This is a genomic window from Pseudarthrobacter woesei, from assembly GCF_055412745.1.
Genome location: NZ_JBVAYU010000002.1, coordinates 334,014 through 360,213 on the forward strand (window position 1 = coordinate 334,014; position 26,200 = coordinate 360,213).

At 68.6% G+C, this 26,200-nt stretch carries 23 protein-coding genes; 6 read left to right on the plus strand and 17 right to left on the minus strand.

The window, feature by feature from the left end; all coding sequences use genetic code 11:
• Nucleotides 1–217: 217 nt before the first annotated feature.
• The 5 genes from ACZYZE_RS04660 to ACZYZE_RS04680 all read right to left on the minus strand — a co-directional run bounded on the left by ACZYZE_RS04660 (nucleotide 218) and on the right by ACZYZE_RS04680 (nucleotide 6,044).
• A complete protein-coding gene (locus ACZYZE_RS04660; protein WP_463906476.1) occupies nucleotides 218–1,672 on the minus strand; it encodes a sulfate adenylyltransferase subunit 1 in 1,455 nt (484 codons plus the stop codon).
• Nucleotides 1,672–2,634 carry a sulfate adenylyltransferase subunit CysD gene (gene cysD, locus ACZYZE_RS04665; protein ID WP_463906707.1) on the minus strand — a complete coding sequence of 321 codons (963 nt, stop codon included), beginning with the start codon at nucleotides 2,632–2,634 and terminating at the stop codon, nucleotides 1,672–1,674. Before cysD ends, ACZYZE_RS04660 begins: the two co-directional genes overlap by 1 nt.
• A gap of 89 nt (nucleotides 2,635–2,723) precedes the next feature.
• Nucleotides 2,724–3,434 carry a phosphoadenylyl-sulfate reductase gene (locus ACZYZE_RS04670; RefSeq protein WP_463906478.1) on the minus strand — a complete coding sequence of 237 codons (711 nt, stop codon included), beginning with the start codon at nucleotides 3,432–3,434 and terminating at the stop codon, nucleotides 2,724–2,726.
• The gene (locus ACZYZE_RS04675) at nucleotides 3,431–5,179 is read right to left on the minus strand and encodes a nitrite/sulfite reductase (protein ID WP_463906480.1); all 1,749 of its coding nucleotides are present in this window, start codon (nucleotides 5,177–5,179) and stop codon (nucleotides 3,431–3,433) included. Before ACZYZE_RS04675 ends, ACZYZE_RS04670 begins: the two co-directional genes overlap by 4 nt.
• A gap of 154 nt (nucleotides 5,180–5,333) precedes the next feature.
• Entirely contained in the window at nucleotides 5,334–6,044 is a 711-nt protein-coding gene (locus ACZYZE_RS04680; protein WP_463906482.1) for a sirohydrochlorin chelatase, read from the minus strand.
• 62 nt (nucleotides 6,045–6,106) lie between these two features.
• Here ACZYZE_RS04680 and ACZYZE_RS04685 point away from each other — a divergent pair, with 62 nt between their 5' ends.
• Complete coding sequence (locus ACZYZE_RS04685) at nucleotides 6,107–6,778, plus strand: trimeric intracellular cation channel family protein (RefSeq protein ID WP_463906483.1); 672 nt, start codon at nucleotides 6,107–6,109, stop codon at nucleotides 6,776–6,778.
• A 14-nt stretch (nucleotides 6,779–6,792) separates the two neighbouring features.
• Nucleotides 6,793–7,221: a hypothetical protein gene (locus ACZYZE_RS04690; RefSeq protein WP_463906485.1), complete on the plus strand. Its 429-nt coding sequence runs from the start codon at nucleotides 6,793–6,795 to the stop codon at nucleotides 7,219–7,221.
• A gap of 137 nt (nucleotides 7,222–7,358) precedes the next feature.
• Here the strand turns inward: ACZYZE_RS04690 and ACZYZE_RS04695 are convergent, their stop codons facing one another.
• The 4 genes from ACZYZE_RS04695 to ACZYZE_RS04710 form a co-directional block, all read right to left on the minus strand.
• Nucleotides 7,359–8,195, minus strand: coding sequence for a DUF559 domain-containing protein (locus ACZYZE_RS04695; protein WP_463906487.1), 837 nt, complete (start codon nucleotides 8,193–8,195; stop codon nucleotides 7,359–7,361).
• A 365-nt stretch (nucleotides 8,196–8,560) separates the two neighbouring features.
• A complete protein-coding gene (locus tag ACZYZE_RS04700; RefSeq protein ID WP_459317505.1) occupies nucleotides 8,561–9,661 on the minus strand; it encodes a polyprenyl synthetase family protein in 1,101 nt (366 codons plus the stop codon).
• Complete coding sequence (locus ACZYZE_RS04705; protein ID WP_463906488.1) at nucleotides 9,658–11,073, minus strand: geranylgeranyl reductase family protein; 1,416 nt, start codon at nucleotides 11,071–11,073, stop codon at nucleotides 9,658–9,660. The genes ACZYZE_RS04700 and ACZYZE_RS04705 overlap by 4 nt, the downstream gene beginning before the upstream one ends.
• Before the next feature lie 13 nt (nucleotides 11,074–11,086).
• Nucleotides 11,087–11,872, minus strand: coding sequence for a demethylmenaquinone methyltransferase (locus ACZYZE_RS04710; RefSeq protein ID WP_459317503.1), 786 nt, complete (start codon nucleotides 11,870–11,872; stop codon nucleotides 11,087–11,089).
• Between the two features lie 123 nt (nucleotides 11,873–11,995).
• Here ACZYZE_RS04710 and ACZYZE_RS04715 point away from each other — a divergent pair, with 123 nt between their 5' ends.
• The 4 genes from ACZYZE_RS04715 (at nucleotide 11,996) to ACZYZE_RS04730 (ending at nucleotide 16,200) form a co-directional block, all read left to right on the plus strand.
• The gene (locus ACZYZE_RS04715) at nucleotides 11,996–13,456 is read left to right on the plus strand and encodes an isochorismate synthase (protein WP_463906490.1); all 1,461 of its coding nucleotides are present in this window, start codon (nucleotides 11,996–11,998) and stop codon (nucleotides 13,454–13,456) included.
• A 223-nt stretch (nucleotides 13,457–13,679) separates the two neighbouring features.
• Nucleotides 13,680–14,486, plus strand: a complete 807-nt coding sequence (locus ACZYZE_RS04720) for an ABC transporter substrate-binding protein (RefSeq protein WP_463906491.1) — start codon at nucleotides 13,680–13,682, stop codon at nucleotides 14,484–14,486.
• A gap of 116 nt (nucleotides 14,487–14,602) precedes the next feature.
• The gene (locus ACZYZE_RS04725; RefSeq protein ID WP_463906492.1) at nucleotides 14,603–15,394 is read left to right on the plus strand and encodes an amino acid ABC transporter permease; all 792 of its coding nucleotides are present in this window, start codon (nucleotides 14,603–14,605) and stop codon (nucleotides 15,392–15,394) included.
• An 8-nt stretch (nucleotides 15,395–15,402) separates the two neighbouring features.
• Complete coding sequence (locus tag ACZYZE_RS04730; RefSeq protein WP_459317499.1) at nucleotides 15,403–16,200, plus strand: amino acid ABC transporter ATP-binding protein; 798 nt, start codon at nucleotides 15,403–15,405, stop codon at nucleotides 16,198–16,200.
• Nucleotides 16,201–16,322: 122 nt separating this feature from the next.
• Here ACZYZE_RS04730 and ACZYZE_RS04735 read toward each other — a convergent pair whose 3' ends face one another.
• From ACZYZE_RS04735 to ACZYZE_RS04770, 8 genes are all read right to left on the minus strand, one after another.
• On the minus strand, nucleotides 16,323–17,276 hold the full coding sequence (locus tag ACZYZE_RS04735) for a hypothetical protein (RefSeq protein ID WP_463906493.1): 954 nt from the start codon (nucleotides 17,274–17,276) through the stop codon (nucleotides 16,323–16,325).
• A gap of 409 nt (nucleotides 17,277–17,685) precedes the next feature.
• A complete protein-coding gene (menD, locus tag ACZYZE_RS04740) occupies nucleotides 17,686–19,404 on the minus strand; it encodes a 2-succinyl-5-enolpyruvyl-6-hydroxy-3-cyclohexene-1-carboxylic-acid synthase (protein ID WP_463906494.1) in 1,719 nt (572 codons plus the stop codon).
• Nucleotides 19,401–21,197, minus strand: a complete 1,797-nt coding sequence (argS, locus tag ACZYZE_RS04745; protein WP_459317496.1) for an arginine--tRNA ligase — start codon at nucleotides 21,195–21,197, stop codon at nucleotides 19,401–19,403. The genes menD and argS overlap by 4 nt, the downstream gene beginning before the upstream one ends.
• A 154-nt stretch (nucleotides 21,198–21,351) precedes the next feature.
• Nucleotides 21,352–23,436, minus strand: coding sequence for a PhoX family protein (locus ACZYZE_RS04750; protein ID WP_463906496.1), 2,085 nt, complete (start codon nucleotides 23,434–23,436; stop codon nucleotides 21,352–21,354).
• A 150-nt stretch (nucleotides 23,437–23,586) separates the two neighbouring features.
• A complete protein-coding gene (locus tag ACZYZE_RS04755) occupies nucleotides 23,587–23,742 on the minus strand; it encodes a hypothetical protein (protein WP_459317494.1) in 156 nt (51 codons plus the stop codon).
• Nucleotides 23,743–24,480, minus strand: a complete 738-nt coding sequence (locus tag ACZYZE_RS04760; RefSeq protein ID WP_463906498.1) for a class E sortase — start codon at nucleotides 24,478–24,480, stop codon at nucleotides 23,743–23,745.
• Between the two features lie 76 nt (nucleotides 24,481–24,556).
• The gene (locus ACZYZE_RS04765) at nucleotides 24,557–25,183 is read right to left on the minus strand and encodes a DUF6993 domain-containing protein (protein ID WP_463906499.1); all 627 of its coding nucleotides are present in this window, start codon (nucleotides 25,181–25,183) and stop codon (nucleotides 24,557–24,559) included.
• Nucleotides 25,092–26,171 (minus strand): o-succinylbenzoate synthase, encoded by a 1,080-nt coding sequence (locus ACZYZE_RS04770; protein WP_463906500.1) that lies wholly within the window; start codon nucleotides 26,169–26,171, stop codon nucleotides 25,092–25,094. The genes ACZYZE_RS04765 and ACZYZE_RS04770 overlap by 92 nt, the downstream gene beginning before the upstream one ends.
• Nucleotides 26,172–26,200 lie beyond the last annotated feature (29 nt).

The following is a 26,200-nucleotide window of genomic DNA, read 5'->3' on the forward strand; positions in this document are numbered from 1 at the left end:
TTCCGTGGTGGTCATGGATTCACCATAGGGAGTGTCATATAGGGGGTTCAACGGCACGGAAACCCGGGGTCACGCGGGTTCATGGAGCGTCATATTCGGGCCCACCATCCGGCTCAGGGATCCAATCGCGGTGCCTTCCACCGGCGAATTCGCGGGACCCGCGCGGGGTCGCCGCACGGTGACGGCGACCCCGCGCGTTTCCGGCGACCATGGCCGCTCAGATGGAGTAGCGCTCGTCCTCGTGGTCGCCGGGGTGGTCCTTGACCAGGCCGGCGGCGAGGGTGTTGCCGTCCATCGGATCGATCACCAGAAACGCGCCGGTGCGGCGGTGGTGCAGGTAGTTCTCCAGCGGCAGCGGCGCGGCGAGCCGCAACTGGGCATGTCCAATGTCGTTGAGATCCAGGGTGGACGTGGGCTCCAGCTGGAAGGTGGCGAGGTCCAGCTTTCCCGTCACGTTCCGGACCAGGGCCTGGACGGTGCGGGTGCCGTGCTTGACCAGCACCTTGGAACCTTCCCGGAGCGGCTTCGGCGACAGCCAGCACAGCGCTGCGTACAGGTCCGCCGAGGCCTCCGGTATTTTGCCCCCGGAAGTCCCCGCCGCCGCGATCGTGTCGCCGCGGGCGACGTCGAACTCGTCCGCCAGGCGAAGGGCCACGGACTGCGGGGCCACCGCCTCGGTCAGTTCCCGCCCGGCGAAGTCGATGCCGGCCACGGTGGTGGTGCGCGGGGCCTGTCCCGGGGTCAGCACGCTGACCTGGTCCCCCAGTGTCACCGCGCCCTCGGTGATCTGGCCGGCGTAGGCGCGGTAGTCGCGGTACGCCTCGGCGTCGAGCCCGCCGGCCATCGCGTCGGGCGCCAGCGCGCCTTGCGGCCGGATGACCAGCTGGACGGGGAACCGGAAGCTTTCCAGATGGCTTTCGAGTTCGTCCGCGGCCGGCAGCGTCTCGAGGACTTCGAGCAGGGCAGGGCCGCCGTACCAGGGTGTGCGGTCCGAGCGGTCCACCACGTTGTCGCCGTCGAGCGCGGACACCGGAATGACCAGCAAATCGGTAACCCCATCGGCGCCCAGCCCCAGCTCGCGGCCCACTTTCTGCACGTCGGCTTCGATCCCGCGGAACACGTCCTCGCTGAAGTCCACCAGGTCGATCTTGTTCACGGCCACAATCACGTGCGCCACACGCAGCAGCTGCAACACGGAAAGGTGCCGGCGGGTCTGCTCCAGGACACCCTTGCGGGCGTCAATGAGCACGACGACGGCGTCCGCGGTGGACGCGCCGGTCACCGTGTTCTTGGTGTACTGCACGTGCCCGGGGCAGTCCGCGAGGATGAAGCTGCGCCGGTCCGTGGCGAAGTAGCGGTAGGCGACGTCGATGGTGATGCCCTGCTCCCGCTCGGCGCGCAGGCCGTCGGTGAGCAGGGCCAGGTCGATCCGCTGTTTCCCGTTGGGGTCTGTGGCCCCGGAGCCGCCGAAGCCGCGGTCCGCGGAGGTGCGGGCGACGGCGTCGAGCTGGTCTGCCAGGATCGCCTTGGAGTCATGCAGGAGCCGGCCCACCAGGGTGGATTTACCGTCGTCGACCGAACCGGCAGTCGCGAAACGGAAAAGGGTCGCAGAGGCCAGCGGGGCCTCGTCGAGGAGGGCGGCCGCGCGGACTGTGTCGATGTCGGTGCTCATTAGAAATAGCCGTCCTTCTTGCGGTCTTCCATGGCTGCCTCGGAGATCCGGTCATCGGCCCGGGTGGCGCCACGTTCGGTGATGGTGGAGGCGGCAACTTCGATCACGACGTCGCGCACGGTGGCGGCGGCGGATTCGACGGCGCCGGTGCAGGACATGTCGCCGACGGTCCGGTAGCGGACCGTCTTGGTGATGACCTGTTCGTCCTCGCGGGGCTGGGAGACCTCGCCCACCGCGCGCCACATGCCGTCGCGGGCAAAGACCTCGCGGCGGTGCGCGTAATAGAGGCCGGGCAGGTCGATGTTCTCGCGCTCGATATAGCGCCAGATGTCCAGTTCGGTCCAGTTGCTGATCGGGAACGCACGGACGTGCTGGCCCACGGTGTGCCGGCCGTTGTAGAGGTTCCACAGCTCGGGGCGCTGGTTGCGCGGGTCCCACTGGCCGAACTCGTCGCGCAGGCTCAGGATCCGTTCCTTGGCCCGGGCCTTGTCCTCGTCCCGGCGGCCGCCGCCGAAGACGGCGTCGAACTTGTTGCGCCGGATCGCGTCCAGCAGCGGGACGGTCTGCAGCGGGTTGCGGGTGCCGTCGGCCCGCTCGGCCAGCTCGCCGGAATCGATGAACTCCTGGACGGAGCCGACGACGAGCTTGAGCCCCAACCGCTCCACGGTCCGGTCCCTGAATTCGATGACCTCCGGGAAATTGTGCCCGGTATCCACATGCAGCACCGGGAACGGAACCTTGCCGGGCCAGAACGCCTTGGTGGCCAGGTGCAGCATCACCACGGAATCCTTGCCGCCGGAGAACAGCAGCGCCGGCTTCTCAAACTCGGCAACAACCTCGCGGATGATGTGGATGGCCTCGGACTCGAGGGTGTCCAGCGACGAAAGGCGGGCCGAACGCATAGCCGCAGCAGCAGATGCCGCCCCGGGCGTGGCATCGGGCCTGCCGTAGCTGGACGGCATGCTGCTTGCAGCATTGCCGTCCAGCGGAGGGGCGGGGGCGGCATTTGCTGCTGAGGCGTAGCCGTCCGTCGTCGTGGTGAATTGGGTTCTCATACGTGTAGTCCGCATTCTGTCTTGTCGGTTCCTGCCCAGCGGCCGGCGCGGGGGTCATCGCCCGGCGCCACCTTGCGGGTGCAGGGCTGGCAGCCAATGGACGGGTAGCCCTGTGAAAGCAGCGGGTTGACGGGGATGAGGAAGGCGTCCGAGTACTGGACCAGCTGGTCGAAGCTCCAGGCCGCCACCGGGTTGACCTTGACCAGGCCGTTGGTTTCGTCCCAGGTCACCAGCGGGGTGTTGGTGCGGGTGGGGCCCTCGTCACGGCGGACCCCGGTGAACCAGAGTTCGTAGCCGGCGAGGGTGCGGCGCAGCGGGGCCACCTTGCGCAGCGCGCAGCACTGGGCGGCGTCCCGGGCGAAGAGGTCCTTGCCGAGCAGCCGGTCCTGCTGCTCCACGGTGTTCTCCGGCAGCACGTCCACGACGTTGACGCGGAGGTTCGCGGCCACCTCGTTGCGGGTCGCATAGGTTTCCGGGAAGTGGTAGCCGGTCTCCAGGAAAAGCACGTCGACGCCGGGAAGCTGGTCCGCGACGAGCGCCGGGAGGACGGCGTCGGCCATGGAGCAGGCCACGGCGACGGCGGGCAGTTCGAAGTTGCGCACCGCCCACGCGATCACCTCGCGGGCCGGGGCGTCCCAGCCGAGCTCGGCGGCGCCGGCTTCGGCGAGGATCTTGAGCTCGTCGTGGGTGCGGACGGCAGTGGTCACTGCAGATCACCTTCCTCGGCGGCGAAGGCCCACTCGGCGAAGGTCTGGCCTTCGGTGTGGTGGGACACGAACTTGCGGACCACCCGTTCGACGTAGTCGGGCAGGTCATCGGCCGTAACCTTCAGGCCGCGGACGGTGCGTCCCAGCCCCGCCTCTTCGCGGTCGGAGGACGCCAGCCCGCCGCCGAGGTGGACCTGGAAGCCCGGGGTGGGGTCGCCGTCGGGCGTGGGCAGCATCATGCCCTTGAGCCCGATGTCCGCGGTCTGGATCCGGGCGCAGGAGTTGGGGCAGCCGTTGATGTGCAGCGACAGCGCCTGCGGCAGCTGATTGCGCTCGACCAGGTCGGCGAGGCGGCGTTCCAGCTCGGCGACGGCGGTGGCGGCGGTGACCTTGGTTTCGACGATGGCCAGCTTGCAGTATTCGATGCCGGTGCAGGCGATGGTGCCGCGGCGGAACACGGACGGCCGGGCGGAGAGGCCCAGTGCGTCCAGTTCGGCGACGAGCGGTTCCACCTGGTCCTTGGGCACGTCGAGGACCACGATTTTCTGGTGCGGGGTGGTGCGCAGCCGTTGCGATCCGCGGGCCTCCAGGGTGTCGGCGAGCGTCACGAGCTGGCTGCCGGAGAGCCGGCCGGCCACCGGTGTGGCGCCGATGAAGTACTTGCCGTCCTTCTGTTCGTGCACGCCGATGTGGTCACCGGGGCTGGAGGGCTTGGGCGCGGCGGGGCCGTCGTCGAGTTTGTAGCCGAGGTATTCGTCCTCGAGGACCTGGCGGAACTTTTCCGTCCCCCAGTCGGCCAGCAGGAATTTCAGCCGGGCCTTGGTGCGCATCCGCCGGTAGCCGTAGTCGCGGAAGATGCTGGTGACGCCGAGCCAGACGTCGGCGGCCTGGTCCGGCCGGACGAACGCGCCGAGCCGCTTGCCCAGCATCGGGTTCGTGGAGAGCGCGCCGCCCACCCAGAGGTCGTAGCCGATCCCGAGTTCGGGGTGGACCATGCCCACGAGGCCGATGTCGTTGATCTCGTGGACCACGTCCTGGCTGGGGTGGCCGGTGATGGCGGTCTTGAATTTGCGTGGCAGGTTGGCCAGTTCCGGGTCGCCGATGAAGCGTTTGGCGAGTTCGTGGATCAGCGGCGTGGGGTCGATGATCTCGTCCTTGGCGATGCCGGCGACCGGGGAGCCGAGGATGACGCGGGGAACGTCGCCGCAGGCTTCCGTGGTGGAGAGGTCCACGGCCTCGAGGCGCCGCCAGATTTCCGGCATATCCTCGACCCGGATCCAGTGCAGCTGGATGTTCTGGCGGTCGGTGAGGTCGGCCGAGTCGCGGGCAAAGTCCACCGAAATCTGGCCGATGACGCGCAGCTGCCCGGTGGTGAGGGCGCCGCCGTCGATCCTGACACGCAGCATAAAGTACTTGTCTTCGAGCTCGTGCGGCTCGAGCGTGGCGGTCTTGCCGCCGTCGATCCCTGGCTTGCGCTGGGTGTAGAGCCCCCACCAGCGGAAGCGGCCGTGCAAATCCGTTCCTTCGATCGAGTCGAAGCCGTGCTTGGAGTAAACGGACTCGATACGCTCGCGGACGTTGAGGCCGTTGTCTTCCTGCTTCCAGGTTTCGTTGGCGTTCAGCGGCGCGGTGCCGTCCACTTTCCACTGCCCGTGCGGCTTGGCGGCGGGACGGGAGGTGGGGCGTTTGGTGCGGCCTGGGGCAGCCTGGTCCGGGGACGCTCCGGCTAGAGCTGTATCAGTCATGGATCGACTGTAGGGCGGGCCGTCTTGCCGTCACAAAGGGTCAGAAACAACAGGTCACCTAGGGCAACATTTCGTCACGAAGCCCCGGCGAGCCTTGAACCGGGGCGGCTGCTGTGCATGGTTCCGGCCGTTCAGGCCGGCAGCCCGGCAGTGTTCAGGACGCGGCGCCCACGGCTGCGTCGTAGCGTTCCAGGGCGATCTCGGCGAGTACCGGGGAGGGCAGCAGGGGCGCCGTGACGAGGTCCGCGCCGGCCTTGGCCAGCTGGTCGTGGAAGAAACCGGGGGCCAGCAAATAGGCGGCGATGACCACCCTCCCCTGCGGCCCTGCGGCTACCAGAGCGCCCTCCTCGCGCACCGCGTGCACGGCGTCCTGCACCGAGGGCCTGGCCGAAGCGCCGTACGCTGCAATGATCCGGTTGGGCCGCAGTGCCCGCAGCTGTCCTGCAAGCTCCTCCACGTTCTGCGCGGCGGTGGGGTCGGAGGAGCCGGCGGCGGCGAGGATCACGTTGTCGCTGTCGATGACACCGGCCTCCCGCAGCCGCTGGTCCAGCAGGGCCGCCAGCCGCGGATCGGGCCCCAGCGGGGCGGCCGCCAGGGTGCCGGGCCGGCTCGTGACCGCCCGGGCGATGTCCACCTTGACGTGGTAGCCGACGCTCAGCAGCAACGGCACGACGACGGCGGCCTCCCCCGCCGGGAGCCCCGCCACCACGGCGGGCAGTTCGGGGTCCTGCACGTCGACGTAGGCCTCACGGACCTTGAGCCCGGGACGCAGGGCCGCGATCCCGTCGCGGAGTGCGTTGACCTCCGCTGCACCGAGGTCGCTGGAGGTTCCGTGGGCGCAGGCGATCAGGATGGGTCTATTCATAGCCGTTAGCGTAGCCTTGGAGCCGCCCTATCCGCCCCCCTTGATACCTGCCGGGACGCCCCATGACCTTCTCCTTCAGCATTGTTCTGGTCTGGCTGGACCTGGCCGGCGTCTTCTTCTTCGCGGTCTCCGGCTCCCTTCTCGCGGCGCGGAAACAGTTCGACATCATCGGTTCCCTGCTGCTGGCCTCGGTGGTCAGCCTGGGCGGCGGCGTCATCCGCGACATCATCATCAATGCCGGCCCGCCCGCGGCCTTCACCAACCCGGCGTATCTGGCGCCCCCGCTGCTCGCCGCGGTGCTCGTGTATTTCCTGTTCTCGAGCGTCCAGCGTTACACCTCGCTGCTGGTCCTGTTCGACGCCGGCGGCCTGGCGCTGTTCTGCATCACCGGAACCCTCAAGGCGCTGTCTGCCGGGATGCACCCGATTGCGGCGGTGCTCCTCGGGGTCACGACGGCGGTGGGCGGCGGACTGCTGCGGGACATCACCGCCAATGAAGTGCCGCAGCTGTTCGATCCCAAGGACCTCTATGCGCTGCCGGCCTTCGCGGGGGCGGCCCTGACGGTGCTCCTCTCCGTCACCGGAACGTTCAACGCGGTGACGGCCGGTGCCGTGGCCGCCGTCGTTTTCGCCTTCCGCGTCACCGCCTGGCGGCGCCACTGGCACGTTCCGCTGGCGGTCCGCGGCTGGCACCGCCTCGGACTGGACACGGCGGAAAGTGGGGCTAAGGATTAGCTAGGATAAGAACCATGACTGACATGTTCCTCGAGAAATTCCGCGCGCTTGTTCCGAAGTATCTCGAAGACGAATGGCAGGAAGATGATGGGCTGCCGGCAGACGAGCTGGTGGCGGCCCTCGCCGAGCACCAGTTCCAGGTCCCGCTGGTATTGCGCGAATTCTATTTGGCCCTCGGCGGCTGCGAAGACCTTATGGAGGCCTACCACTACTTCTGGGACCCCGAAGAGCTCGAAGTTGATGACGAAGGCTTCCTGATGTTCCTCGAGGACGAGGAAGAACAGTTCACCTGGGGCTTCCGCGTGGGCGACCTCAGCGTGCCGGACCCCATTGTGTGGCGCCGCAACAACTCCCGCGGCCAGTGGAAGAACGAAGAGGGCACCTTCTCCGAGTTCGTCTTCGACATGTTCGAGTGGGCCTTCAACGACGAAGACGAGGACTAAGCCCCGGCTTACCACCCCCGTTCCCGGCCGGGCCTCGCCGGTCCGGGGGCACTTTGACACGGACACGCCGCCGCCCGGCCCGGGAACACCCGGCTGAGGCTTCAAAGTAGCCCCCGACGGCGGCTGCGGGCTGCTCATCACGGCTGAAAGTGACCCCGACGGCGCAGCTCCAGCACTGCCGTGACCTCCGCAACCATCCGCTCCGGGTGATGGACGACGTCGTCGTAGCCGAACCTGAGCGCCAGGTAGCCGCCGACGACGGTCGCATTGTTGCGCCGGCGGTCCTTCTTGACCTGACGCGGTTCCAGATGCGAGGCACCATCGGTCTCCACGACGAGGCAATCCTCAACCAGGAAGTCCACTTCCCCTACGCCGGGGATCTCGACATGCCTGCGCACCTGCAGCCCGGCCCGGCGGAAGGCGACGTTGGCCAGAACTTCCAGCACCGAATCGGCACGGGGAATCAGCAGGTCCAGGACCCCTCTGGCCCGCCCGTTCCGGTTGCCCCGGAGCTTGCTTCGCAGGAAGCCGAGGCTGATGTCGCCCTTCCCCACGGCGCACTGGAGCATAACGAGGGCTTCCAATTCCGGCAGGCAGTGCACGGCGTGGATCAGGACGTCGGCCAGTCCGGCCACGGGGAGCCACGGGTGCCGGGGATGCCGGCAGCGCCCGTGGGCCACCGATCCCCGCGGGGCAGCCCGGTGCCCGGCACACAGATGCAGTCGCTGGGCGGGGACCAGCGTCCACAAGCCGTAGCTGGGCGCGGCAGAGACACACGTCAGCTTGGCCCCCAGTTCGCGCGCGGCACGGTAGGCGCTGGCGTCCTGCACGAGGCCGTAGTGTCCCCGCCGCACCCTGATCACGGTCCCCTCGGCCAGGGCCCTGTTGAGCTGACTGCGGCTGAATCCGGCCCGGGCAAGGCCGTCCGCGCTGGCCGTTCCGCCCCGGGAGGCCAGGAAAGTGGGAAGGTTCATTCTGCCAATGTGCCCCGCCGGCGGTCCTCGGAGTCCACCCGGCTGCGCCATGTGGACAACCCCCGGCACGGCCGAGGGGCACTTTGACACGGACACGCCGCGGTCCGGCCAGGGCAACAGCCCACGCCGCGGCAAAGTGCCCCTGCACCGCCCGGGCCACCCCTCACATTCTGTGACATCAAATTTGCAGACCCAGTAGACAGCATGACAAATGTGTCATAGTGTCATTCATGGGTTCACCAAATGCCTCCGGTGGATCTGATGCGAACGGAGAAATGGCCCCGGTTCGACACAACGGATGACGCGAAACGTTGTGAGGAACCGGGGCCATTCCGTTTAAGCGAATGAGCCGGGATGGAAACCCGCTAGCTGGCGCGGTCCACCACGGCCAGCGCGAAGTTTGCCAGCGAGGTCTTCACGACACCCTCGGGAAGCGGTGCGAGGGCGGCAATGGCCTCGTCGGCCCAGGCCCGGGCCACCACCCATGATTCCGCCGTCACGGGGTGCTCCCGCAGGCCCGCGACGGCGGCCGCGAGGGCCTCGTCGGAGCTGAGGTCACCGTCGATGAGCTTCAGGAGTTCGACGGCGGACCGGTCACCGTCGTCGGCCTTCTTGCGCAGCAGGAGCACGGGCAGCGTCGGCACACCTTCGCGCAGGTCGGTGCCCGGGGACTTACCGGACTTAACCTTGACGCCGGTGACGTCGATGACGTCGTCGGCCAGCTGGAAGGCGACGCCCACCTTTTCGCCGTACTCGACCAGCATCGGCTCGTAGGCTTCATCGGCGCCGGAGAAGATCGCGCCGAGCTGTCCGGACGCCGCCACGAGCGAGCCGGTCTTGTCCGCGATGACGGACAGGTAGTGCTCAACCGGGTCCTCGTCCGGGCGCGGGCCCACGGTTTCGTGCAGCTGGCCCAGGCACAGCCGCTCAAAGGTGCGGGCCTGGATGCCGAGGGCGCGGGAACCGAGTTCGGAGACCAGGATGGAGGCCCGGGCAAAGATCAGGTCGCCGGTCAGGACAGCCACGGAGTTGCCCCAGACCTCGTGCGCCGTGGGGGCGCCGCGGCGGAACGGCGCGGAGTCCATGACGTCGTCGTGGTAGAGCGTTGCCAGGTGGGTCAGTTCAACCACGACGGCGGCCTGCACCACGGCAGGCCGGGAAGCGTCGCCAAGGTGGGCGCAGAGCAATGTCAGGAGAGGACGGATGCGCTTGCCGCCGGCCTCCACGAGGTGGCGCGACGTTGCGTCAGCCAGCGGATCAGAGTTGGCGATGGCTTCGCGCAGCTTCTTCTCCACGCGGGCCAGGTTGGTGGTGATCGCGGGCCCAAGTTCGGGGTCCCCCGCGATCGCTGCGAAGCCGGCCGGCAGCTGCAATCCGGTGGCGATGGCGGTGGTGTTGAGGTGGGGCTCGGAGTTCGGCAGGCCGTGTCCGGCGTGCGTCCAGCTGTGGTCTGCAGAGTTGGTCACGGGTTAACCCTAACTTTTGTTGCGGAATCCGCGGAGTTGGCGCCGGTGTGCGAAGACGCGTCCGCCCTGGACGGAGCCTGGTTGGACGTCGCCGGGACCAGCGATTCCAGGACCCGGATGACGCGGTCCTCGAAGCCCCTGGCCGCGGGATCGGTCAGGTTGGCCAGCAACCGCACCACGAACCGCATGAGGACAGGGATGGGCATGCCCGTCCGGAGGGCCAGTTTCATGACGGCCGGTTTGCCGATCAGGGCCGCGAAGGCGCGGCCCAGGGTGAAGTGCGAACCCCACTGGTCCCGCACGTAGTCCGCGTACCGGGCGAGGTGCGCATCGGCGTCGGCCGCGGTCCACCCGGCGGAGGCCGAGCGGGCGGCGCCGTCGATGATGAATTCGGCCGCGAAACGGGCGGACTCCATGGCATAGGAGATGCCCTCGCCGTTGAACGGGGAGACCATGCCGCCGGCGTCGCCGAGCAGCAGCAGACCGGGCGAATAGTGCGGGGTGCGGTTGAAACCCATGGGCAGCGCCGCGCCGCGGATCTCGCCCACCTGGTTCTCCGGGGTGAAGCCCCACTCGGCGGGCATGCCGGCGGTCCATTCGCGGAGGACCTGCTTGTAGTCCAGCTTGCCGAATTCCTTGGATGAGTTCAGGATGCCCAGGCCCACGTTGGCGGTGCCGTCGCCGACCCCGAACACCCAGCCGTAGCCGGGCAGCAGCTTTCCGTCGCGGCCAAGAGAGCCGGCGCGGGCCCCGCGCCGGGCTTGCGAGGCGTGGGAAGCCGGCGAACGGAGCTCCAGCCAGCCTTCCATCCACTCGTCGTCGTGGCGCGGGCTGGTGAAGTAGGTGCGGACAGCGACGCCGAGCGGCCGGTCGTCGCGCTTCCGGATGCCGAGGGACACCGCGGTGCGGCTGGAGTTCCCGTCCGCGGCCAGGACGACGTCGGCGGTGAAGTCGCGGGTTTCGCCGGTCTTGCGGCCGGATTCGTCCAGCAGGGCGGCGCGGACCCCGGTCACGCGCCCGTCCTCGGAGCGGAGGGCTTCGGTGACGCTGTGGCGTTCGAGCACGACGGCGCCGGCGGACTGGGCGTGCCGGGCCAGTTCCTCGTCGAAGCCGAGCCGGGTGCGGATCAGGCCGTACTGCGGGAAGTCGGAGACCTCGGGCCAGGGAAGTTCGATGCTGCGGCCGCCGGCGATCAGGCGCAGGCCCTTGTTCCGCCGCCAGCCGTCGGCTTCAGGGTGCGGGAGGCCCAGCTTCTGGATCTCGCGGACGGCGCGGGGGGTGAGCCCGTCGCCGCAGACCTTCTCGCGGGGGAAGCTGGTCTTCTCCAGCACCGTGACGTCGAGGCCCGCCTGCGCCAGGTAGTAGGCGGCAGTGGATCCTGCCGGACCCGCTCCGACGATCAGTACATTCACGGCAGCTGTCTTCTTAGCGCGCGGGTCGGGTGATGTTGCGGCGCAGCTTGGCGACGGGTCCGGTGTGGGCGGCCAGCGCCGCGGCGCCCGAGCCGGCAGCCGGGCCCGCGGGCTTGACGGCGCGGTGCACGGCGACGATGCCGCCGCTGAGGTTCCGGTAGGTGACGGCGTCCCAGCCGGCTTCCTGCAGCCAGGCCGCGAGGTGGTCCTGGTCCGGCCAGGCGCGGATGGACTCGGCGAGGTAGACGTAGGCATCCGGGTTGGAGGAGACCTTGACCGCGATGGCCGGCAGCGCGCGCATGAGGTATTCGGTGTACATGGTGCGCCACAGCGGGACCACGGGCTGGGAGAACTCGGCGATGACCAGCTTGCCGCCGGGCTTGGTGACCCGCAGCATCTCGGCCAGGGCTTTCTTCGGCTCGTTGACGTTGCGCAGGCCGAAGGAGATGGTGCACGCGTCAAAGCTGTTGTCCGCGAACGGCAGGCGGGTGGCGTCCCCGGCAATGAAGTTGATGTCAGGGCGGCGGCGCTTGCCCACCTTGAGCATGCCGAGGGAGAAATCGCAGGCGATCACGTCGATGCCGGCGTCGGCATACGGCTCACTGGAGGTTCCGGTGCCGGCGGCGAGATCGAGCACACGCTGGCCGGCCAACATACCCATGGCCTCGACCACAATCCGGCGCCAGCGGCGCGTCTGTCCCATGGACAGGACATCGTTGACGACGTCGTATTTGGGGGCGACGTCGTCAAACATCGTGGCTACTTCGTCCGGACGCTTATCCAAGGATGCTCGGTTCACCATGACATTGTCTCAAATGTTCGGCGCACCCACTAACCACACCCTGATCAGGCCCGCAGGCGCGGCGGAAGTCACTGCGCATCACTGAAGCCACGCAGTTGCACGCGGTAGTGTTGTGCAATCATGACCAGCGCGTTCCGTACCCGAATTGTCAGGACTCTGACACTCCCCCTCGATGCAGAATCATTCCCCGGGGGGCTGCCGTCGTTTCTGGTCCGGGACGATGTCCTCTGCTGGACCCGCCGCGAAGCCGGCCTCGTGGGCTTCGGCGAGATCGCCCGGTTCACCGCCACCGGCCCCGAGCGTTTTCTCGAAGCTGACATCTGGTGGCGCCATCTGGTCATCGAGGCGGATATCACCGACGCCGTGGAATGTCCCGGCACCGGTCCCGTCGCCTTCGGCTCCTTCGCCTTCTCCAAGGTTTCCGCGCACGCCTCACGGCTGATCGTCCCCGAAATCGTGGTGGGCCTGCGCGACGGCAAGGCCTGGCTCACCCATTTGACGTTCGACGACGGCGACCTCACCGAAGCGGGGGCGCGCGCCGCGCTGGACCGCTGGCTGGGGAGCGGGAGCGCCGGCGGCACCTTGGCCGACGGCACCTTGGTCGACGGCACCGTGGTCGACGGCACCGTGGCCGACGGCCCGACGTCGGGAGCCGGGAACGCCGGGAACGGCAGCGCCGGGACCGTAGCCGCTCAGGCCGGTGCCGCCGTCGTACCTCCTCTGCCGCTGACTGCCGGGGCGACACTGCAGACCGGCTCACTGAGCGAGGCGGACTGGATGGCCGCCGTCGCCGCGGGTGTGGCGGAAATCCGGACCGGGGCGCTCGAGAAACTCGTGCTGGCCCGCGACATCGTCGCCACCGTCCCGGCCGGCGTGAATGCCGCGGAGATCCTGCGCCAGCTGGCCGTGCGCTACCGGGAATGCTGGACCTACGGCGTCGACGGCCTGGTCGGTTCCACCCCGGAGATGCTGATCCAGGTGGAGGGCCGCACGGCCCAGGCGCGCGTCCTGGCCGGCACCCTGGACCGCCGCGATGCCGAGGGAATGGCCGGTTCGCCGCTCGAGTTCGCCGAGCGGGTCCTCGCGGGCTCCGAGAAGCAGCGCCACGAACACCACATCGCGATCCAGTCGCTGACCACCCAGCTGGCCCCGTTCTCGGAGGCGATGAACGCGCACAGCGAGCCGTTCATCCTGGAGCTGCCTAACGTGTGGCACCTGGCCTCGGATGTGAAGGCGGAGCTGACCGAGGTGGAGGGCCACGTGCCCACCTGCCTCGCCCTGATCAACGCGCTGCACCCGACGGCGGCTGTGTGCGGCACCCCCACCACGGTGGCCGGGGCCCTGATCCGCAAGCTCGAGCACCTCGACCGCGGTCCGTACGCCGGTCCGGTCGGCTGGCTCGACGCGGCCGGCAACGGCGAATGGGGTATCGCGCTGCGCGGCGCGGTCATCGAATCCGCGGAGACGGTGCGGCTTTACGCCGGCTGCGGCATCGTGGAGGGTTCCGTGCCCGAAGCCGAGCTCGCCGAGACGTGGGCCAAGTTCCGGCCGATGCTGGAGTCCCTCGGCATCAGCAGCTGACCGCGGGCTGCCGCGGATCACCGTGTATTGCTGCGGGCGCCGCGTATTGCCGCGGGATCACTTTCCGGGATTGCAGACACGACCGGCGGTGAAGGACTTGTTTTGATCTCTGGTTTAGTTATCCAATAGTGAAACTAAGTTTTCTGTGATGCACATCTCGTGAACGGCGTTACACTATAAGCCGTCTTAGTCACGCATGCCCCTGCAACAAAAGGTTATGAAAATGCTGATTCCCCGTTCCTTCCTGGCCGGTTCCTCGGCCAAGGCCGCTGTCCTGCTGGCCGCGGGCGCCCTTGCCCTCACCGGCTGCAGCTCCACTGGCGGCTCCACCACCACCGAATCCGGCGTCAAGCTGATCGAGTCCGGCAAGCTCACGGTCTGCTCGGACATCCCCTACGAGCCGTTCGAATTCGTCAAGGACGGCAAGAACGTCGGCTTCGACATGGATCTGGCATCCGAGATCGCCAAGGACCTCAAGGTGGAGCCCAACGTCCTGACCGTTGCCTTCGAGGGCATCCAGTCCGGCCAGGCCCTCAACACCGCCCAGTGCGACGTCGCGGTCTCCGGCATCTCCATCACCGAGTCACGCAAGACCGTCATGGACTTCTCCACCCCGTACCTCGACGACGACCTCTCCCTGCTCGCCACGAAGGCCTCCGGCCTCAAGAGCCTGGACGACCTCAAGGGCAAGAAGGTGGGCGTCCAGCAGGGCACCACGGGCGAGGAGTACGCCAAAGGCAAGGGCCTGGAGACCATCCAGTACGAGAACACCGGCCTGCTGATCCAGGCGATCAAGACCGGCGGCGTGGACGCGGCCATCAACAACCAGTCCGTCCTGGGCTTCGCGGCCAAGGGCGACGACACGCTCGTGTTCGCGGAAACCTACAAGACCGGCGAGCAGCTCGGCGTCGCGGTCAAGAAGGACAACAAGTCCATGACGGACTCGGTCAACAAGACGCTCAAGCGCCTTGCCGACGACGGCACCATGACCAAGCTGAAGACCACCTGGTTCGGCGCAGCCGCCAAGTAACCGGTCCTAAGACCCCTCGCACGACCGACCACACAGCAGGGTGGTTCCGGATCGAAGCCCGGCTCTCCGCCGGGTCCTGAACCGGAACCGCCCCGCTTCATGTCAAAGGTAGATAAATGGCACTGACTGTTCGCCAACGCGCCCGGGTCAGCAGGTCCGCTCAGTACGGACTCCTGGGACTCGCCGTCGTACTCTTCATCCTCTTCGCCGACTGGGCCGCCATCGGCAAGGCCTTCTTCAACTGGGACGTGGCGGTTGCACAGTTCCCGGCGGTCATCACCCTCGCGCTGAAGAACACCCTGATCTACACGGCCCTCAGCTTTGTGGTGGGCCTCTCGGGCGGCCTGTTGCTGGCGCTGATGAAGCTCTCCACGGTGGCCGTCTGGCGGTGGATCGCGACGCTGTACATCGAGTTCTTCCGCGGTGTCCCGGCGCTGCTGGTCTTCATCGCCTTCGGTTTCGGCATCCCGACGGCGTTCGGTGTCCGTTTCGACATCTACGTCACCGTGATGCTGGCCCTGGGCATGGTGGCCGCGGCGTACATCGCCGAGACCCTGCGTGCCGGCCTGCAGGCCGTGCCAAAGGGCCAACTCGAGGCCGCCCGCTCACTGGGCATGCCCCACTGGCGGGCCATGGTCTCGATCGTGATCCCGCAGGCCTTCAAGATCGTCCTGCCGCCGCTGACCAACGAGGTCATCCTGCTGACCAAGGACTCCTCGCTGGTGTACCTGCTGGGCCTGGCCGCCTCGCAGTACGAGCTCACTAAGTTCGGCCGCGACGGCATCACCCAGCCGAACGCCGGGCTGACCCCGCTCGTGATCGCCGGCGCCTGCTATCTGGTCATCACCGTCCCGCTCGGAATTCTGGCTCGCCGCTTTGAATCCCGCACCTCCAAGACGAAGCGCTAGGAGTCACCATGACTGAATCAACGTCATCGGCTGCCGAGAGGCAGATCAACGCCGCCGGGGTGTCCATCAAGGACCTCCGGAAGTCCTACGGTTCCAACGAGGTCCTCAAGGGCATCGATCTGGAGGTCGCACCCGGCGAAGTGGTATGCCTGATCGGCCCCTCGGGCTCCGGCAAGTCCACCCTGCTGCGCTGCGTCAACCTGCTGGAACAGCCGAATGAGGGCACCATCCACGTTGGCGGGTTCGAATCCACCGACCCCGACGTGGACATCGACAAGATGCGCCGCAAGGTGGGCATGGTGTTCCAGCAGTTCAACCTGTTCCCGCACCTGAGTGCCCTGCAGAACTGCACCATCGCGCAGACCAAGGTCCTCAAGCGCAGCCAGGCCGACGCCGCCGCGGCAGCCATGAAGAACCTGGCGCGCGTGGGCCTGGAGCACCTGGCCGACCGCTACCCGGACCAGCTCTCCGGCGGGCAGCAGCAGCGTGTGGCCATTGCCCGCGCGCTGAGCATGGACCCCGAGCTTATGCTCTTCGACGAGCCCACCTCGGCCCTGGACCCGGAGACGGTGGGCGATGTGCTCTCCGTCATGCGGAACCTGGCCAAGGAAGGAATGACGATGCTCGTCGTGACCCATGAGATGGGCTTCGCCCGCGAAGTCGCCGACCGGGTGGTGTTCATGGACGGCGGAGTTGTGGTGGAGGAGGGCGTGGCGGAGCAGATCATCAGTGCCCCCACCCAGGCCCGCACCAAGGAATTTCTCCGCCGCGTCCTGGACCCGACGCACATCGACATCGCGGAGTAGGCTTCCGCGCGCTTTTTCCTGCGCGGCGGATTTTACCTGCCGACGCGCAAAAGCCCCGGCGCTGCTGGAATTCCGGTAGCGCCGGGGCTTTTCCGTGTCATGAGCGGGGTTGCGCGTCGCCTTCACCGGGCGGAGCGGGCACGACGCCGGGGCACGCCCGCCGCTGCAAGCTTCCTTTCGAGTTGCCCGGGCGCCGTCAAATCGGCCCAGACCAAGCGGACCACACCGTTTCCCAGTGCCCGGATCCGGTTCTCCCTGTCCTTTTCGTCGACGACGGCCTGCGAGGTGGTCCGGCCCTTCAGGTATTCGGGCCTGACATACTTTTCGACGCCGTCAAACTCGCCGGCAACCCGCACGCCGTCCCAGTAGTAGTCCGTGCAGCCCACGAGCCCTGAACCATCGCGGATTTCGTACTGGAGGTCCGGCGCCTGGAACCCGGCTACCCACATGAGCGCCCGGCAGTAGGATTCGCCGGCTGAGGCGGACCGCGGATCGGCAAACTCCACCGCCGTCCGGATCCGCCGCGCGGCAGCCGTTGTGTAATTACCCTCGATTCCGGCCAAAAGCAATTCCTTGGTGAGGGCCGGCAGGCGCTGGACAACGTCCGGTTTGAGCACGTGGTCCAGGGGCACCACGGCCTCGGTAAACGGTGTGAAGGCGGCGAGATCCAGAACCGTGCGGACTCTGCCGGTCACCAGGAGCCCGTCCCGCCGGACACACTTCAATCCGGCCGGAGGGGCGTAGTGCCGCAGCACCCCCACGCGGGAGCGACCGCCGTCGTTCTGCAGGGTCAGGGCGTGCACGGGATGCCGGAGTCCGATTGTCGGAATTCTCCACACGGAAGCGGCGGAGTGCCGGGCAAAGATCGTCGGAGCCACAAAGGTCTCCGCGGCCGCACTGACCCGGACCCGGTACTGGTCCCAAGGATTCAAGGCCCGCCAGACGCCGCCGTCGACGTAGACACCTTGGCGCACCCGGACTAGTGCGCCCGAGCGGCATCGGCTGGCCAGCTCCTTGGGGGTCAGCCCTTGTTGGATGTGCTCGCGGGTGAGGATCAGCTTTGGCAATTCGTTCATGGAACGAAGATCGCAGCCGATCGGCGGCCACACCATGCAGCGGCGCGGCCATGTGGACAACCCGAGGCGCTTTCCGTCGTGCGCGGCGCGAAAGCCCTGGCGCGGCGGGTATTCCAGCCTCGCAGGGTATTTTCCGCGTCGCCGGGCAGGAAGCGGGTCGCCGGGCAGGCTGTGCGAGGCGCTTTCCGTCGTGCGCGGCGCGAAAGCCCTGGCGCGGCGGGTATTCCAGCCTCGCAGGGTATTTTCCGCGTCGCCGGGCAGAAAGCGGGTCGCCGGGCACGTGGCACGTCGCCGGGCAGGCTGTGCGAGGCGCTTCCCGTTGTGCGCGGCGCGAAAGCCCTGGCGCGGCGGGTATTCAAGCCTCGCAGGGTATTTTCCGCGTCGCCGGGCACAAAGCGCGTCGCCGGGGCTACTCCGCGGCCAGGACCCCGGACACGGCGGCGGCCACGGCGGACCTGATGCGTGCGTGCAGCTCCCGCAGGTGTCGCCGGTCCGTGCGCACCTCGATAATGCGGCGGCCCTCCCACGGCTCCGCCAGCGCCTCGGCGAGCCCCGCCGTCGTGCTGACCGAGAGGTGCGCGACGCCGTACGCCGTAGCAAGTGCCGCAATGTCCACACTGTGCGGGGTCCCGAAAAGGCGCTCGACGGCGTCGCCATAGCGGCCGGAAGCCTCGACGGCGCCGTGCTCGAGGAGCCCGAAGATGGCCCCGCCGGCGTCGTTCAGCACCACGATCCGCAGCGACGGCTCGGATTCCCCGGCACCGAGCAGCAGCCCGCCGGCGTCGTGCAGGAACGTGACGTCGCCCATCAGCGCCGTGGTCTCCTGCCGGCCACCCAGGGCGATGCCGGTGGCCGTGGCGATGGTGCCGTCGATCCCGGAGAGGCCGCGGTTGGCGAAGACGGTGGCGAGCGGTTCGGGCGTGGGGCCGCCTGCGAGGTCGACGTCGCGGATGCCATTGGAGGAGCCGAGCATCAACTGCCCCTGCGACTTCGCCCAGACCAGGGCACCAACTGAGGGGCCGGTGGCGGCGGTCCCGGCGAGGGCGAGGTCCACGGCGTGCTGGGCGGCGGCCCCGGCCAGGAGCCAGGCATCCAGCCAGGCCGCAGAGCCGCGGCCGGCAAAGTCGGCGAGGTCCGCCAGGGTCTCCAGCGGAAGCTCGGTGCGGCGGCCGGGCTCGTACCAGGCCACGGGAACCGGCTGGTAGAGGGCAGAGGGTACGTGGGCGCGGGCCAGCAGGGCGCTCACCGGCCGGGACAGGGTGGGCCGGCCGAACAGGACCACACGCTCGATCGGCTGCGCGGATTCCGGGCCGAAGTGTTCCAGAAGCAGCCGGTAGGGCCCCACCGCATTCGGCCCGAACCGTGCGTTGGAGGACGGTTCGGCAAGGAGCGGCAGGCCGTGCGCGCGGGCGAAAGCCTCGGCCACCGGGCCGGCGTCGTGCCCGGCGAGCACCACGGTGCACCGTTCCGGCAGCCGGGGTTCCGCAGGCGGGAAATCGAGGGCCAGCGGACCCCGGGCGGCGCGGTAGACGCGGCGGCCGGACTCGGCGGGAAGCCCCTCGCCGGGGGTCGGAACCAGCGGGTCACGGAAGGCCAGGTTGAGCTGGACGGGTCCGGGCGCGGTGTCCTCGAAGGCTCCGGTGGCGGCGCTCAGCGCGGTCTCGACGGCGCGCCGCGGATCGCTGCCCGCGGGCACATCGGCGGCGAAGCGTACGTGGTCACCGAAGAGGTCCAGCTGCGCGGTGGTCTGGTTGGCGCCGGTGCCGCGGAGTTCCTCGGGCCGGTCGGCCGAGATGACCACGAGGGGCACCGCGGCGTGGTCGGCCTCCATAACGGCCGGCATAAGATTCCCAACGGCGGTTCCGGAGGTGGTGAGCACGGCCGCGGGCGTCCCGGTGGCGAGTGCCAGGCCGAGGGCCGTGAAGCCGGCGTCGCGTTCGTCGATCCGGACCAGCAGCTCCACCCTCCCGGCCGCGTCGGCCTCCGCGAGGGCGTAGGCCATCGGGGCGGAGCGCGAACCGGGCGCCACGACGGCGTAGCGCACGCCGGAGTCCAGCAGCGTGGCGACGGCGATCCGCGCGGCGTCCAGCGCGCTCAGGCTGTTGGAGCCCGGGCCCGCCGAACTCACATGTTCTCCGGAGTCTCGATGCCCAGCAGCTCAAGTCCGCCGGAGAGCCGCCGCAGCACCAGCGCGCAGAGCGCGAGCCGCGATTCACGGACCGAATCTTCCGACTTCAGCACGGGGCACTGGTCGTAGAAGGACGTGAAGAGCTGCGCGAGCTCGAAGAGGTAGGTGCACAGCCGGTGCGGCTCGAGCGCTTCGCCCACCTTGCTCAGCGTGGCGCCGTACTCGAGCAGGTGCAGGGCCAGGGCGCGTTCGGCCGGTTCGACGACGGCGATCGGCGTCGCCGGTGTGCCGCCGTCGGTGTCGGTTCCGGCTGTGCCGGTTCCGGCTGTGCCGGTTCCGGCGGCGGGCTGTTCAAGCAGCCCGGCCTTGCGCAGGATCGAGCGGATTCGCGCGGCGGCGTACTGCACGTAGGGTCCGGTATTGCCGCTGAGGGCCAGCATTCGATCGAAGTCGAAGACGTATTCGGTGTCGTGGCCCACGGAGAGGTCCGCGTACTTGACGGCGCCGATCCCCACCTGGCGTGCGGTGACGGCGCGCTCCTCCTCGGTGAGCTCGGGCCGGCTGGCATCGATGACGGCGCGGGCGCGGTCCACGGCCTCGTCCAGCAGGGCCATGAGCTTCACCGGGGCGCCCGAGCGGGACTTCAGGATCTTCCCGTCCTCGCCCAGCACGTTGCCGATCTGCACGTGCAATGCCTCAACGCTGTCCGGGAGCCAGCCGGCGTCGCGGGCCGTGGCCAGGACCATGCGCAGGTGGACGTTCTGCGGCGCGCCCACGACGTAGAGGACGCGGTCGGCCTGGAGCTCGCGGACCCGGTAGCGGATGGTGGCGAGGTCGGTGGTGCCGTAGCCGTAGCCGCCGTCGGACTTGCGGATGATGAGCGGCAGCGGCTGGCCGTCGCGGCCGGTGAACCCGGCCGGAAAAGTGCACAGGGCACCGTCGCTGACCCGGGCGATGCCGAGGTCCTCGAGTTCCTGGCACAGGCGTGCCAAATCGGCGTCGTACGAGCTTTCGCCGGCGATGTGGTCGTCGGTGAGGCTGATGCCCAGCATCGAGTAGATGGCGTTGAAGTAGCGCTTCGACTGGGCCACGAGCCGCTGCCAGACCGCGAACGTTTCCTGGTCGCCGCCCTGCAGCGCCACCACCCTTAGCCGGGCGCGGGTGGCGAACCCGTCCTCGTCTGTGGCGGAGGCGTCGAACTTGGCCCGGGCCGCCTGGTAGAAGGCGCTGGGGTCATCGACCAGCAGCGCCGCCTCCGGGGAGTCCTCGCCGATCTCCAGCCAGTGCTCGATCAGCATGCCGAACGGCGTGCCCCAGTCGCCGATGTGGTTCTGCCGGATGACGGTGTCCCCCAGCGCCTCGAGCACCTTGACGAGGCTGTCGCCCACCACCGTGGTGCGCAGGTGCCCGACGTGCATTTCCTTGGCGACGTTCGGGGAGGAATAGTCGACGACGACACGCCGGGCTTCCGCCGGCTGCGCGGCCGGGGCGTCAGGGACTGAGGCGGCGCGGGACTCGGTGTTGAGCAGCTCTTCGATCCAGGTGCCGTCGAAGGTGAGGTTGATGAAGCCGGGCCCGGAGATTTCGACCGCGGTGCAGATGCCGTCCAGCTCGAGGGCTTCGACAATCCTGGCAGCGGCGTCCCGCGGCGGCATGCCGACCTTCTTGGCCAGTGCCATGGCGGCGTTGATCTGGATATCAGCGAACTGCGAGGGCCTGATCACAGGATCCGTCCCGCGGTACTCTTCGCCGAACGCGCTGGCAATCGCTGCCTGGACTCTGGGGACAACCATTTCGGCCGGATTATTCACACTCTCCAAATTATCAGTTCCCCCGCCCCCGCCCCTCCCCCGCCGTCAGAAGCAACGCGGGGTCACATCGCGCCCATGCCGGGGCCCAACATGGGCGCGATGTGACCCCGCGTTGCTTTCCGGGAACGGGAGCGGCCTACGAGTCCGTGCGGTAGACCTGCACCACGGACGGGCGCGGGGCGCGCGCCTGGCCCCGCTTCGGCGTCGTGCCGGCGGCTACGTAGTCCGGGAAGAAGGACAGCTGCGCATCGAAGGTGCCATCCTCGCCCGGGTGCTGCACGGAGACGAACACGGTGCGTTCCTCGTCGTGGATGATGGGGCCGCAGGTTTCGCCGTCGCGCGGGACGGCGAGGAATTGCTCCACCCGGCCGCGCTCGGCGCCGTCGAGCGTGACCTTGAACAGCCCGTCCGCCTTGCCGATGCCGGAGGGGGCTCCGTCGGTGGAGATCCAGAGGTTGCCCACCGAGTCGAACGCGAGGTTGTCCGGGCAGGAGATGGGCGAGACCTTGTCCGCCGGGAAGCCGGAGAAGTACGTGACGTCGCCCTGGGCGGGATCGCCGCAGACCATCAGCAGGTTCCACGTGAACTTCGTGGAGGTCTGGTCGCCGGTCTCGGTGATTTCCACGATGTGGCCGTCGCGGTTTTCGTTGCGGGGGTTGATCTCGGTGGCGCCTTCCTTGCCGGCCTTGCCGCGGTCCGAGTTGTTGGTGCAGGCGACGTAGACCTTGCCGGTGTGCAGGCTGGGCTGGACGTCCTCGCAGCGGTCCATCTTGGTGGGGCCCACCTTGTCCGCGGCCAGCCGCGTGTACACGAGCACCTCTTCGACGGACATCCCGGGCACTGCAGAGGCCCCGCCGACGACGAGCGGGAGCCATTCGCCGGTGCCGTCGAACCCGCCGTCGGACGGCACTGCGCCGCTCCCGGTGATCTCGGAAGCCGAGGAGTTACCGGTGAACTTGGCCACGTAGAGGTCGCCGGCGGAGAGCAGGGTCATGTTGTGCTTGCGGTCGCCTTCACGGTACGTGCCAGCCGAGACGAACTTGTAGAGGTAGTCGAATCGCTCGTCGTCGCCCGAGTAGGCCACGACTTTGCCGGACTCGGCCACGATCACATTGGCGCCTTCGTGCTTGAAGCGGCCCAGGGCGGAGTGCTTCTTCGGGGTGGAGGTGGGGTCGAAGGGGTCGACTTCCACGATCCAGCCGAAGCGGTTCGCCTCGTTGGCGGAGTCGGCGTTGCGGGTATCGAAGCGCGGATCGTCCAGCTCCCACTTGCGGGCTGTCGGCTTCGAAGTGAGCCCATAGCGCTTGTCCTCGGCCGATGTGCCCGGCGAGACGAAGTAGCCGTTGAAGTTCTCCTCGCCGGAGAGGATGGTGCCCCATGGGGTGGTGCCGCCGGCGCAGTTGCCCAGCGTACCCAGAATGGTGCGGCCGGCAGGGTCCGCTTTCGTGCGGACCAGCGGCGAGCCGGCCACCGGTCCGGTGAGCTCGTACGCGGTGTCGTTGAGGTAGCGGCGGTTGAGCTTTGCGCCCCGGACATAGCTCCAAGGCTTGTTCTTGTTCTTGCGCTCCAGCTCCACAACGGAGAGCCCGTGCGCGGCGGCGCCGATCGCGCGGACCTCGGCGGCGGCCAGCGAGGCCGGGAACATGATGGTCTCGTTGGTGTATTCGTGGTTGGCGAACAGCACCGCGCGGCGGCCCTTGCTGCCCGGGAGCTCGAGGATGTCCGTGTAGTCGTTGTTGTAGCCGAACTGGCCTGCCTGGGCCGCGGCGCTCTGGTGCTGGAGGTCGAAGTCCGGTGTGTCCTTGAACAGGGGGTCGCCCCAGCGGATGACCGGCTGCCAGGTGAAGCCTTCCGGCACGGTGAAGGCGTCGACGGCGGCGTCAACCGGCGCGATGGCGGTGAACTTGAGCTTGGAGGTGCCGTAGCCGTTCTTGGCCGCCGGAGCGAGCCCCGGACCGCCGTCGGCCACCGCGGAATCGGCCGATGTCAGCGCTCCGCCGAACGCGATGGCGAAGGCACCGGCGGCGCCGAAGCCCAGTGCCGCACGGCGGGACATCGTGGCGGAGGCGATGTCGCGGAAGTAGCTGTTGGAGCTGGTGTTGCACACCTCACCTGAGCAGGCGTTGTCGCACTTCAGCGCGCAGGTGACGGGGCTTCGTTTGCCTTTGGTGTGGCCGAGCATCGGGAGCAGGGAAAACGTGCGTCCGGAGGAAACAGACATGGAGAGACCTTCCATGGGGCGGGTAGCGGGCCTGCCCACCCTGCCAGCCGCGGACCACACGGAACTGTCCCCCGGGTGAAATCCGGGTGAACTCGACGGCTTAGGGCGTGGCCAGCACCTTAGGGACCTGCCGAAGCACGGCCCCGGACGTTACCCCACCGTGTTTTCGTTCAGGTGGGTCACCTGGGCCACCCAGGGAAAAACGAACTCAACCAGCGCGACTAACACGGCCGCGAGCAGCACCAGGGAAATGGCCGTCCGCAGCCACAGGGGCCCCGGGAGGTGCCGGAATAGCCATGCATACATCTACTTGCCCTGTCCTTGCAGCTCAGCGAGCTGTTTCGCAATGGCTGCCGGGGGCCCGGCACTGAGGGGCTGCCACGATTCGAAAACGGAGTACGAGATGAAGCGCTCCTCAGAGCCGAATCGCGGATTGCAGCTTGTCATGGTCATGATCCTGTCGGCCGGTTTGGCATTGGGCTCGCCGGGTACCGGCAACAACACGTCCGCCCGATCCGGCAGGACAATCTCCGCGTTGCGGTACACGTAGGTGATGAAGGCCTCGGCTGTCTGGACATAGATCTTGTCCCCGGGCACCAGGGTGTGGATCTCGTCGAGCACGGCTCCGTGCGTCTGGCGGTGACCTGCAACCACAAAGTTCCCCAGCTCGCCCGGCATGGCGGTGCCTTCGTAGTGGCCCAGCCCGAGGGTATCCAGGACCTCCTGGCTGGTCCCCTGAACGATCGGCCTGCTGTAGTCCGACCCGAACCGGGGAACATATATGACCCCGATCGCCTGTCCGCGGGCTGGCGCCTGCCCCACCGGAGGAGCCGATCCCGCCGCACCGAGGCCAGCCGATGGCGCCGGCGGGGCTCCCGTCGCGGGAGCGGGAGCGGCCGGAGCCGGGGGAACGGCGTGCTGCTGGATGAACTGCTTCACGGCGACTGCTTGACCCGCGTCGGCCTCCACATTGGTCCACCACAGAGCCCACGCGACGAAGAGCAGTGCCAGCACGCCCCCGGTCATCAGGAGTTCGCCCGCCACCTGGAAAATCAGCAGCCACGGGCTGCGCCGCGCTGGGTTTGGACGGAGCGGAACCCCTGCCCCGCCGTCCAACCGGCTACTTGTCGGTACTGCCAACGAAGCACCTCCCGTTCGAGAGGACCGGCAACACGGACAACTCCAGGCTGCCCCCGCGCAACTGCGCCATCACGCACTGCCCGCCGCTCAGGACGCCGGCCTCCACGGCCTCCACGGCCAACCCGGTCGGCGTCCGCGAAGCCGACACCTCCACGGCCTCCGCGCCATAGCCGGCTGCCGCAAGGGCCGCCCGTATCTGCTCCCGACTCGGTTTCGGAGTGGAAGCAGCCACCGGTTCAAGAGCCGCCTGCACCTTCTGGCGGGCATCGGGCTCCGCAGCACTCGACAGCGCCGCCCCAGCCGCAGCGCTCGACGGCGCCGCTGACGCCGCCCCAGACGGAGCGCTCGACGGCGCCGCTGACGCCGGGCCAGGTGCAGCAGAACATCCGGACACGCTGAGCAGCAACGTCAGCGTCACCCCGAGCAAGCCAAGTTGGCACCGGCGGACGCGCCTGCGGAACCGGACGGGCATGTGAGGGGTCATTCCAACATCTTGCCATGCGGTAGGTCCCCGCCTACGCCGTCCCGTCTTGGCCGGACACCAGCTCCGCGTGGACGCGGCGCAGCCGGTCCAGCCACCAGTCCCGGCGCTCCGGCGCGGCGGCATGCTCTGCCAATAGTTCCGGGTCTGCGGCGACCTCGCGGAGCCGGATGGCGCCGTCGTCGGGGACCAGGGAGTCCCGCGTGACATCGGCGGCGAGCAGGGACACCGTCCCCAGCCCGCAGGCGTACGGCAGTTCGGGCAGGGCGGCGGCGAGCGCGAGCCCGGCGCGGATCCCCACGGAGGTGTCCAGTGCCGAGCTGACGACGGCGGGGAGTCCGGCCTGCGCCACGATGGCGAGGGCGCGGCGCACTCCCCCGAGCGGCGCCGCCTTCACGACGATCAGGTCCGCGGCGCCGGAGCGGGCCACCTTGAGCGGGTCCTCCTCTTTGCGCACGCTTTCGTCCGCGGCGATCAGCACCGGGACGCCGGAGGCCCGCAACTGGCGGCGCACCTCGGCGAGGCCGGCGATGTCCGGCACCGGCTGTTCGGCGTATTCCAGCCCGACGGCGGCGAGCCGGGTGAGTGCCTCGACGGCGGTTCGCACGTCCCAGCCGCCGTTGGCATCCACCCTGATCGCGGCGTCCGGGAGGGCTTCGCGGACCGCGGCGACCCGCGCGGCGTCGTCGTCAAGGCTCTGGCCGCGCTCGGCCACCTTGACCTTGACGGCATCGACCCGGCCGAAGCGGGCCAGGATTTCCGGCACACGGTCCGCGGCAACGGCGGGCACCGTGGCGTTGACCGGGATGCTGTTCCGAAGCGGCTCGGGGAACCCCTGCCAGCCGGCCTCGATCGCGGACGCGAGCCAGCGGGATGCTTCGGGATCGCCGTACTCGGGAAAGGGGCAGAATTCGCCCCAGCCCAGCGGGCCGCGGATCAGCAGGGCCTCGCGCTGGACAATGCCGCGGAATTTCACCCGCATCGGCAGGCTCACCACATGGGCGCCGGCGAGGAGTTCTGCCAGGCCAGGGAGCTGCCCGGCAGGATGTGCCGCAGGGTTGTGGGAAAGGTTTCCGGACGGGACCGGAGTCGGCGGGACCGAGTTGCTGAGCATGAATTTACTGTACCCGTGGCGGCAGACCG

Excerpts from the sequence above, each read along its gene's own strand:
- ACZYZE_RS04730 (WP_459317499.1), top strand. The coding sequence starts at position 15,403 with ATGACTGAATCAACGTCATCGGCTGCCGAGAGGCAGATCAACGCCGCC.
- ACZYZE_RS04690 (WP_463906485.1), top strand. The coding sequence starts at position 6,793 with ATGACTGACATGTTCCTCGAGAAATTCCGCGCGCTTGTTCCGAAGTAT.
- ACZYZE_RS04750 (WP_463906496.1), bottom strand. The coding sequence starts at position 23,436 with ATGTCTGTTTCCTCCGGACGCACGTTTTCCCTGCTCCCGATGCTCGGC.
- ACZYZE_RS04675 (WP_463906480.1), bottom strand. The coding sequence starts at position 5,179 with ATGACTGATACAGCTCTAGCCGGAGCGTCCCCGGACCAGGCTGCCCCA.
- ACZYZE_RS04755 (WP_459317494.1), bottom strand. The coding sequence starts at position 23,742 with ATGTATGCATGGCTATTCCGGCACCTCCCGGGGCCCCTGTGGCTGCGG.
- ACZYZE_RS04695 (WP_463906487.1), bottom strand. The coding sequence starts at position 8,195 with ATGAACCTTCCCACTTTCCTGGCCTCCCGGGGCGGAACGGCCAGCGCG.
- ACZYZE_RS04725 (WP_463906492.1), top strand. The coding sequence starts at position 14,603 with ATGGCACTGACTGTTCGCCAACGCGCCCGGGTCAGCAGGTCCGCTCAG.
- ACZYZE_RS04765 (WP_463906499.1), bottom strand. The coding sequence starts at position 25,183 with ATGCCGCCGCGCCGGAGCGCCGGGACTGGTGGCTGGACCGGCTGCGCC.
- ACZYZE_RS04680 (WP_463906482.1), bottom strand. The coding sequence starts at position 6,044 with ATGAATAGACCCATCCTGATCGCCTGCGCCCACGGAACCTCCAGCGAC.
- cysD (WP_463906707.1), bottom strand. The coding sequence starts at position 2,634 with ATGCCGTCCAGCTACGGCAGGCCCGATGCCACGCCCGGGGCGGCATCT.
- ACZYZE_RS04715 (WP_463906490.1), top strand. The coding sequence starts at position 11,996 with ATGACCAGCGCGTTCCGTACCCGAATTGTCAGGACTCTGACACTCCCC.
- ACZYZE_RS04720 (WP_463906491.1), top strand. The coding sequence starts at position 13,680 with ATGCTGATTCCCCGTTCCTTCCTGGCCGGTTCCTCGGCCAAGGCCGCT.
- ACZYZE_RS04735 (WP_463906493.1), bottom strand. The coding sequence starts at position 17,276 with ATGAACGAATTGCCAAAGCTGATCCTCACCCGCGAGCACATCCAACAA.
- ACZYZE_RS04660 (WP_463906476.1), bottom strand. The coding sequence starts at position 1,672 with ATGAGCACCGACATCGACACAGTCCGCGCGGCCGCCCTCCTCGACGAG.
- ACZYZE_RS04770 (WP_463906500.1), bottom strand. The coding sequence starts at position 26,171 with ATGCTCAGCAACTCGGTCCCGCCGACTCCGGTCCCGTCCGGAAACCTT.
- argS (WP_459317496.1), bottom strand. The coding sequence starts at position 21,197 with ATGGTTGTCCCCAGAGTCCAGGCAGCGATTGCCAGCGCGTTCGGCGAA.
- ACZYZE_RS04685 (WP_463906483.1), top strand. The coding sequence starts at position 6,107 with ATGACCTTCTCCTTCAGCATTGTTCTGGTCTGGCTGGACCTGGCCGGC.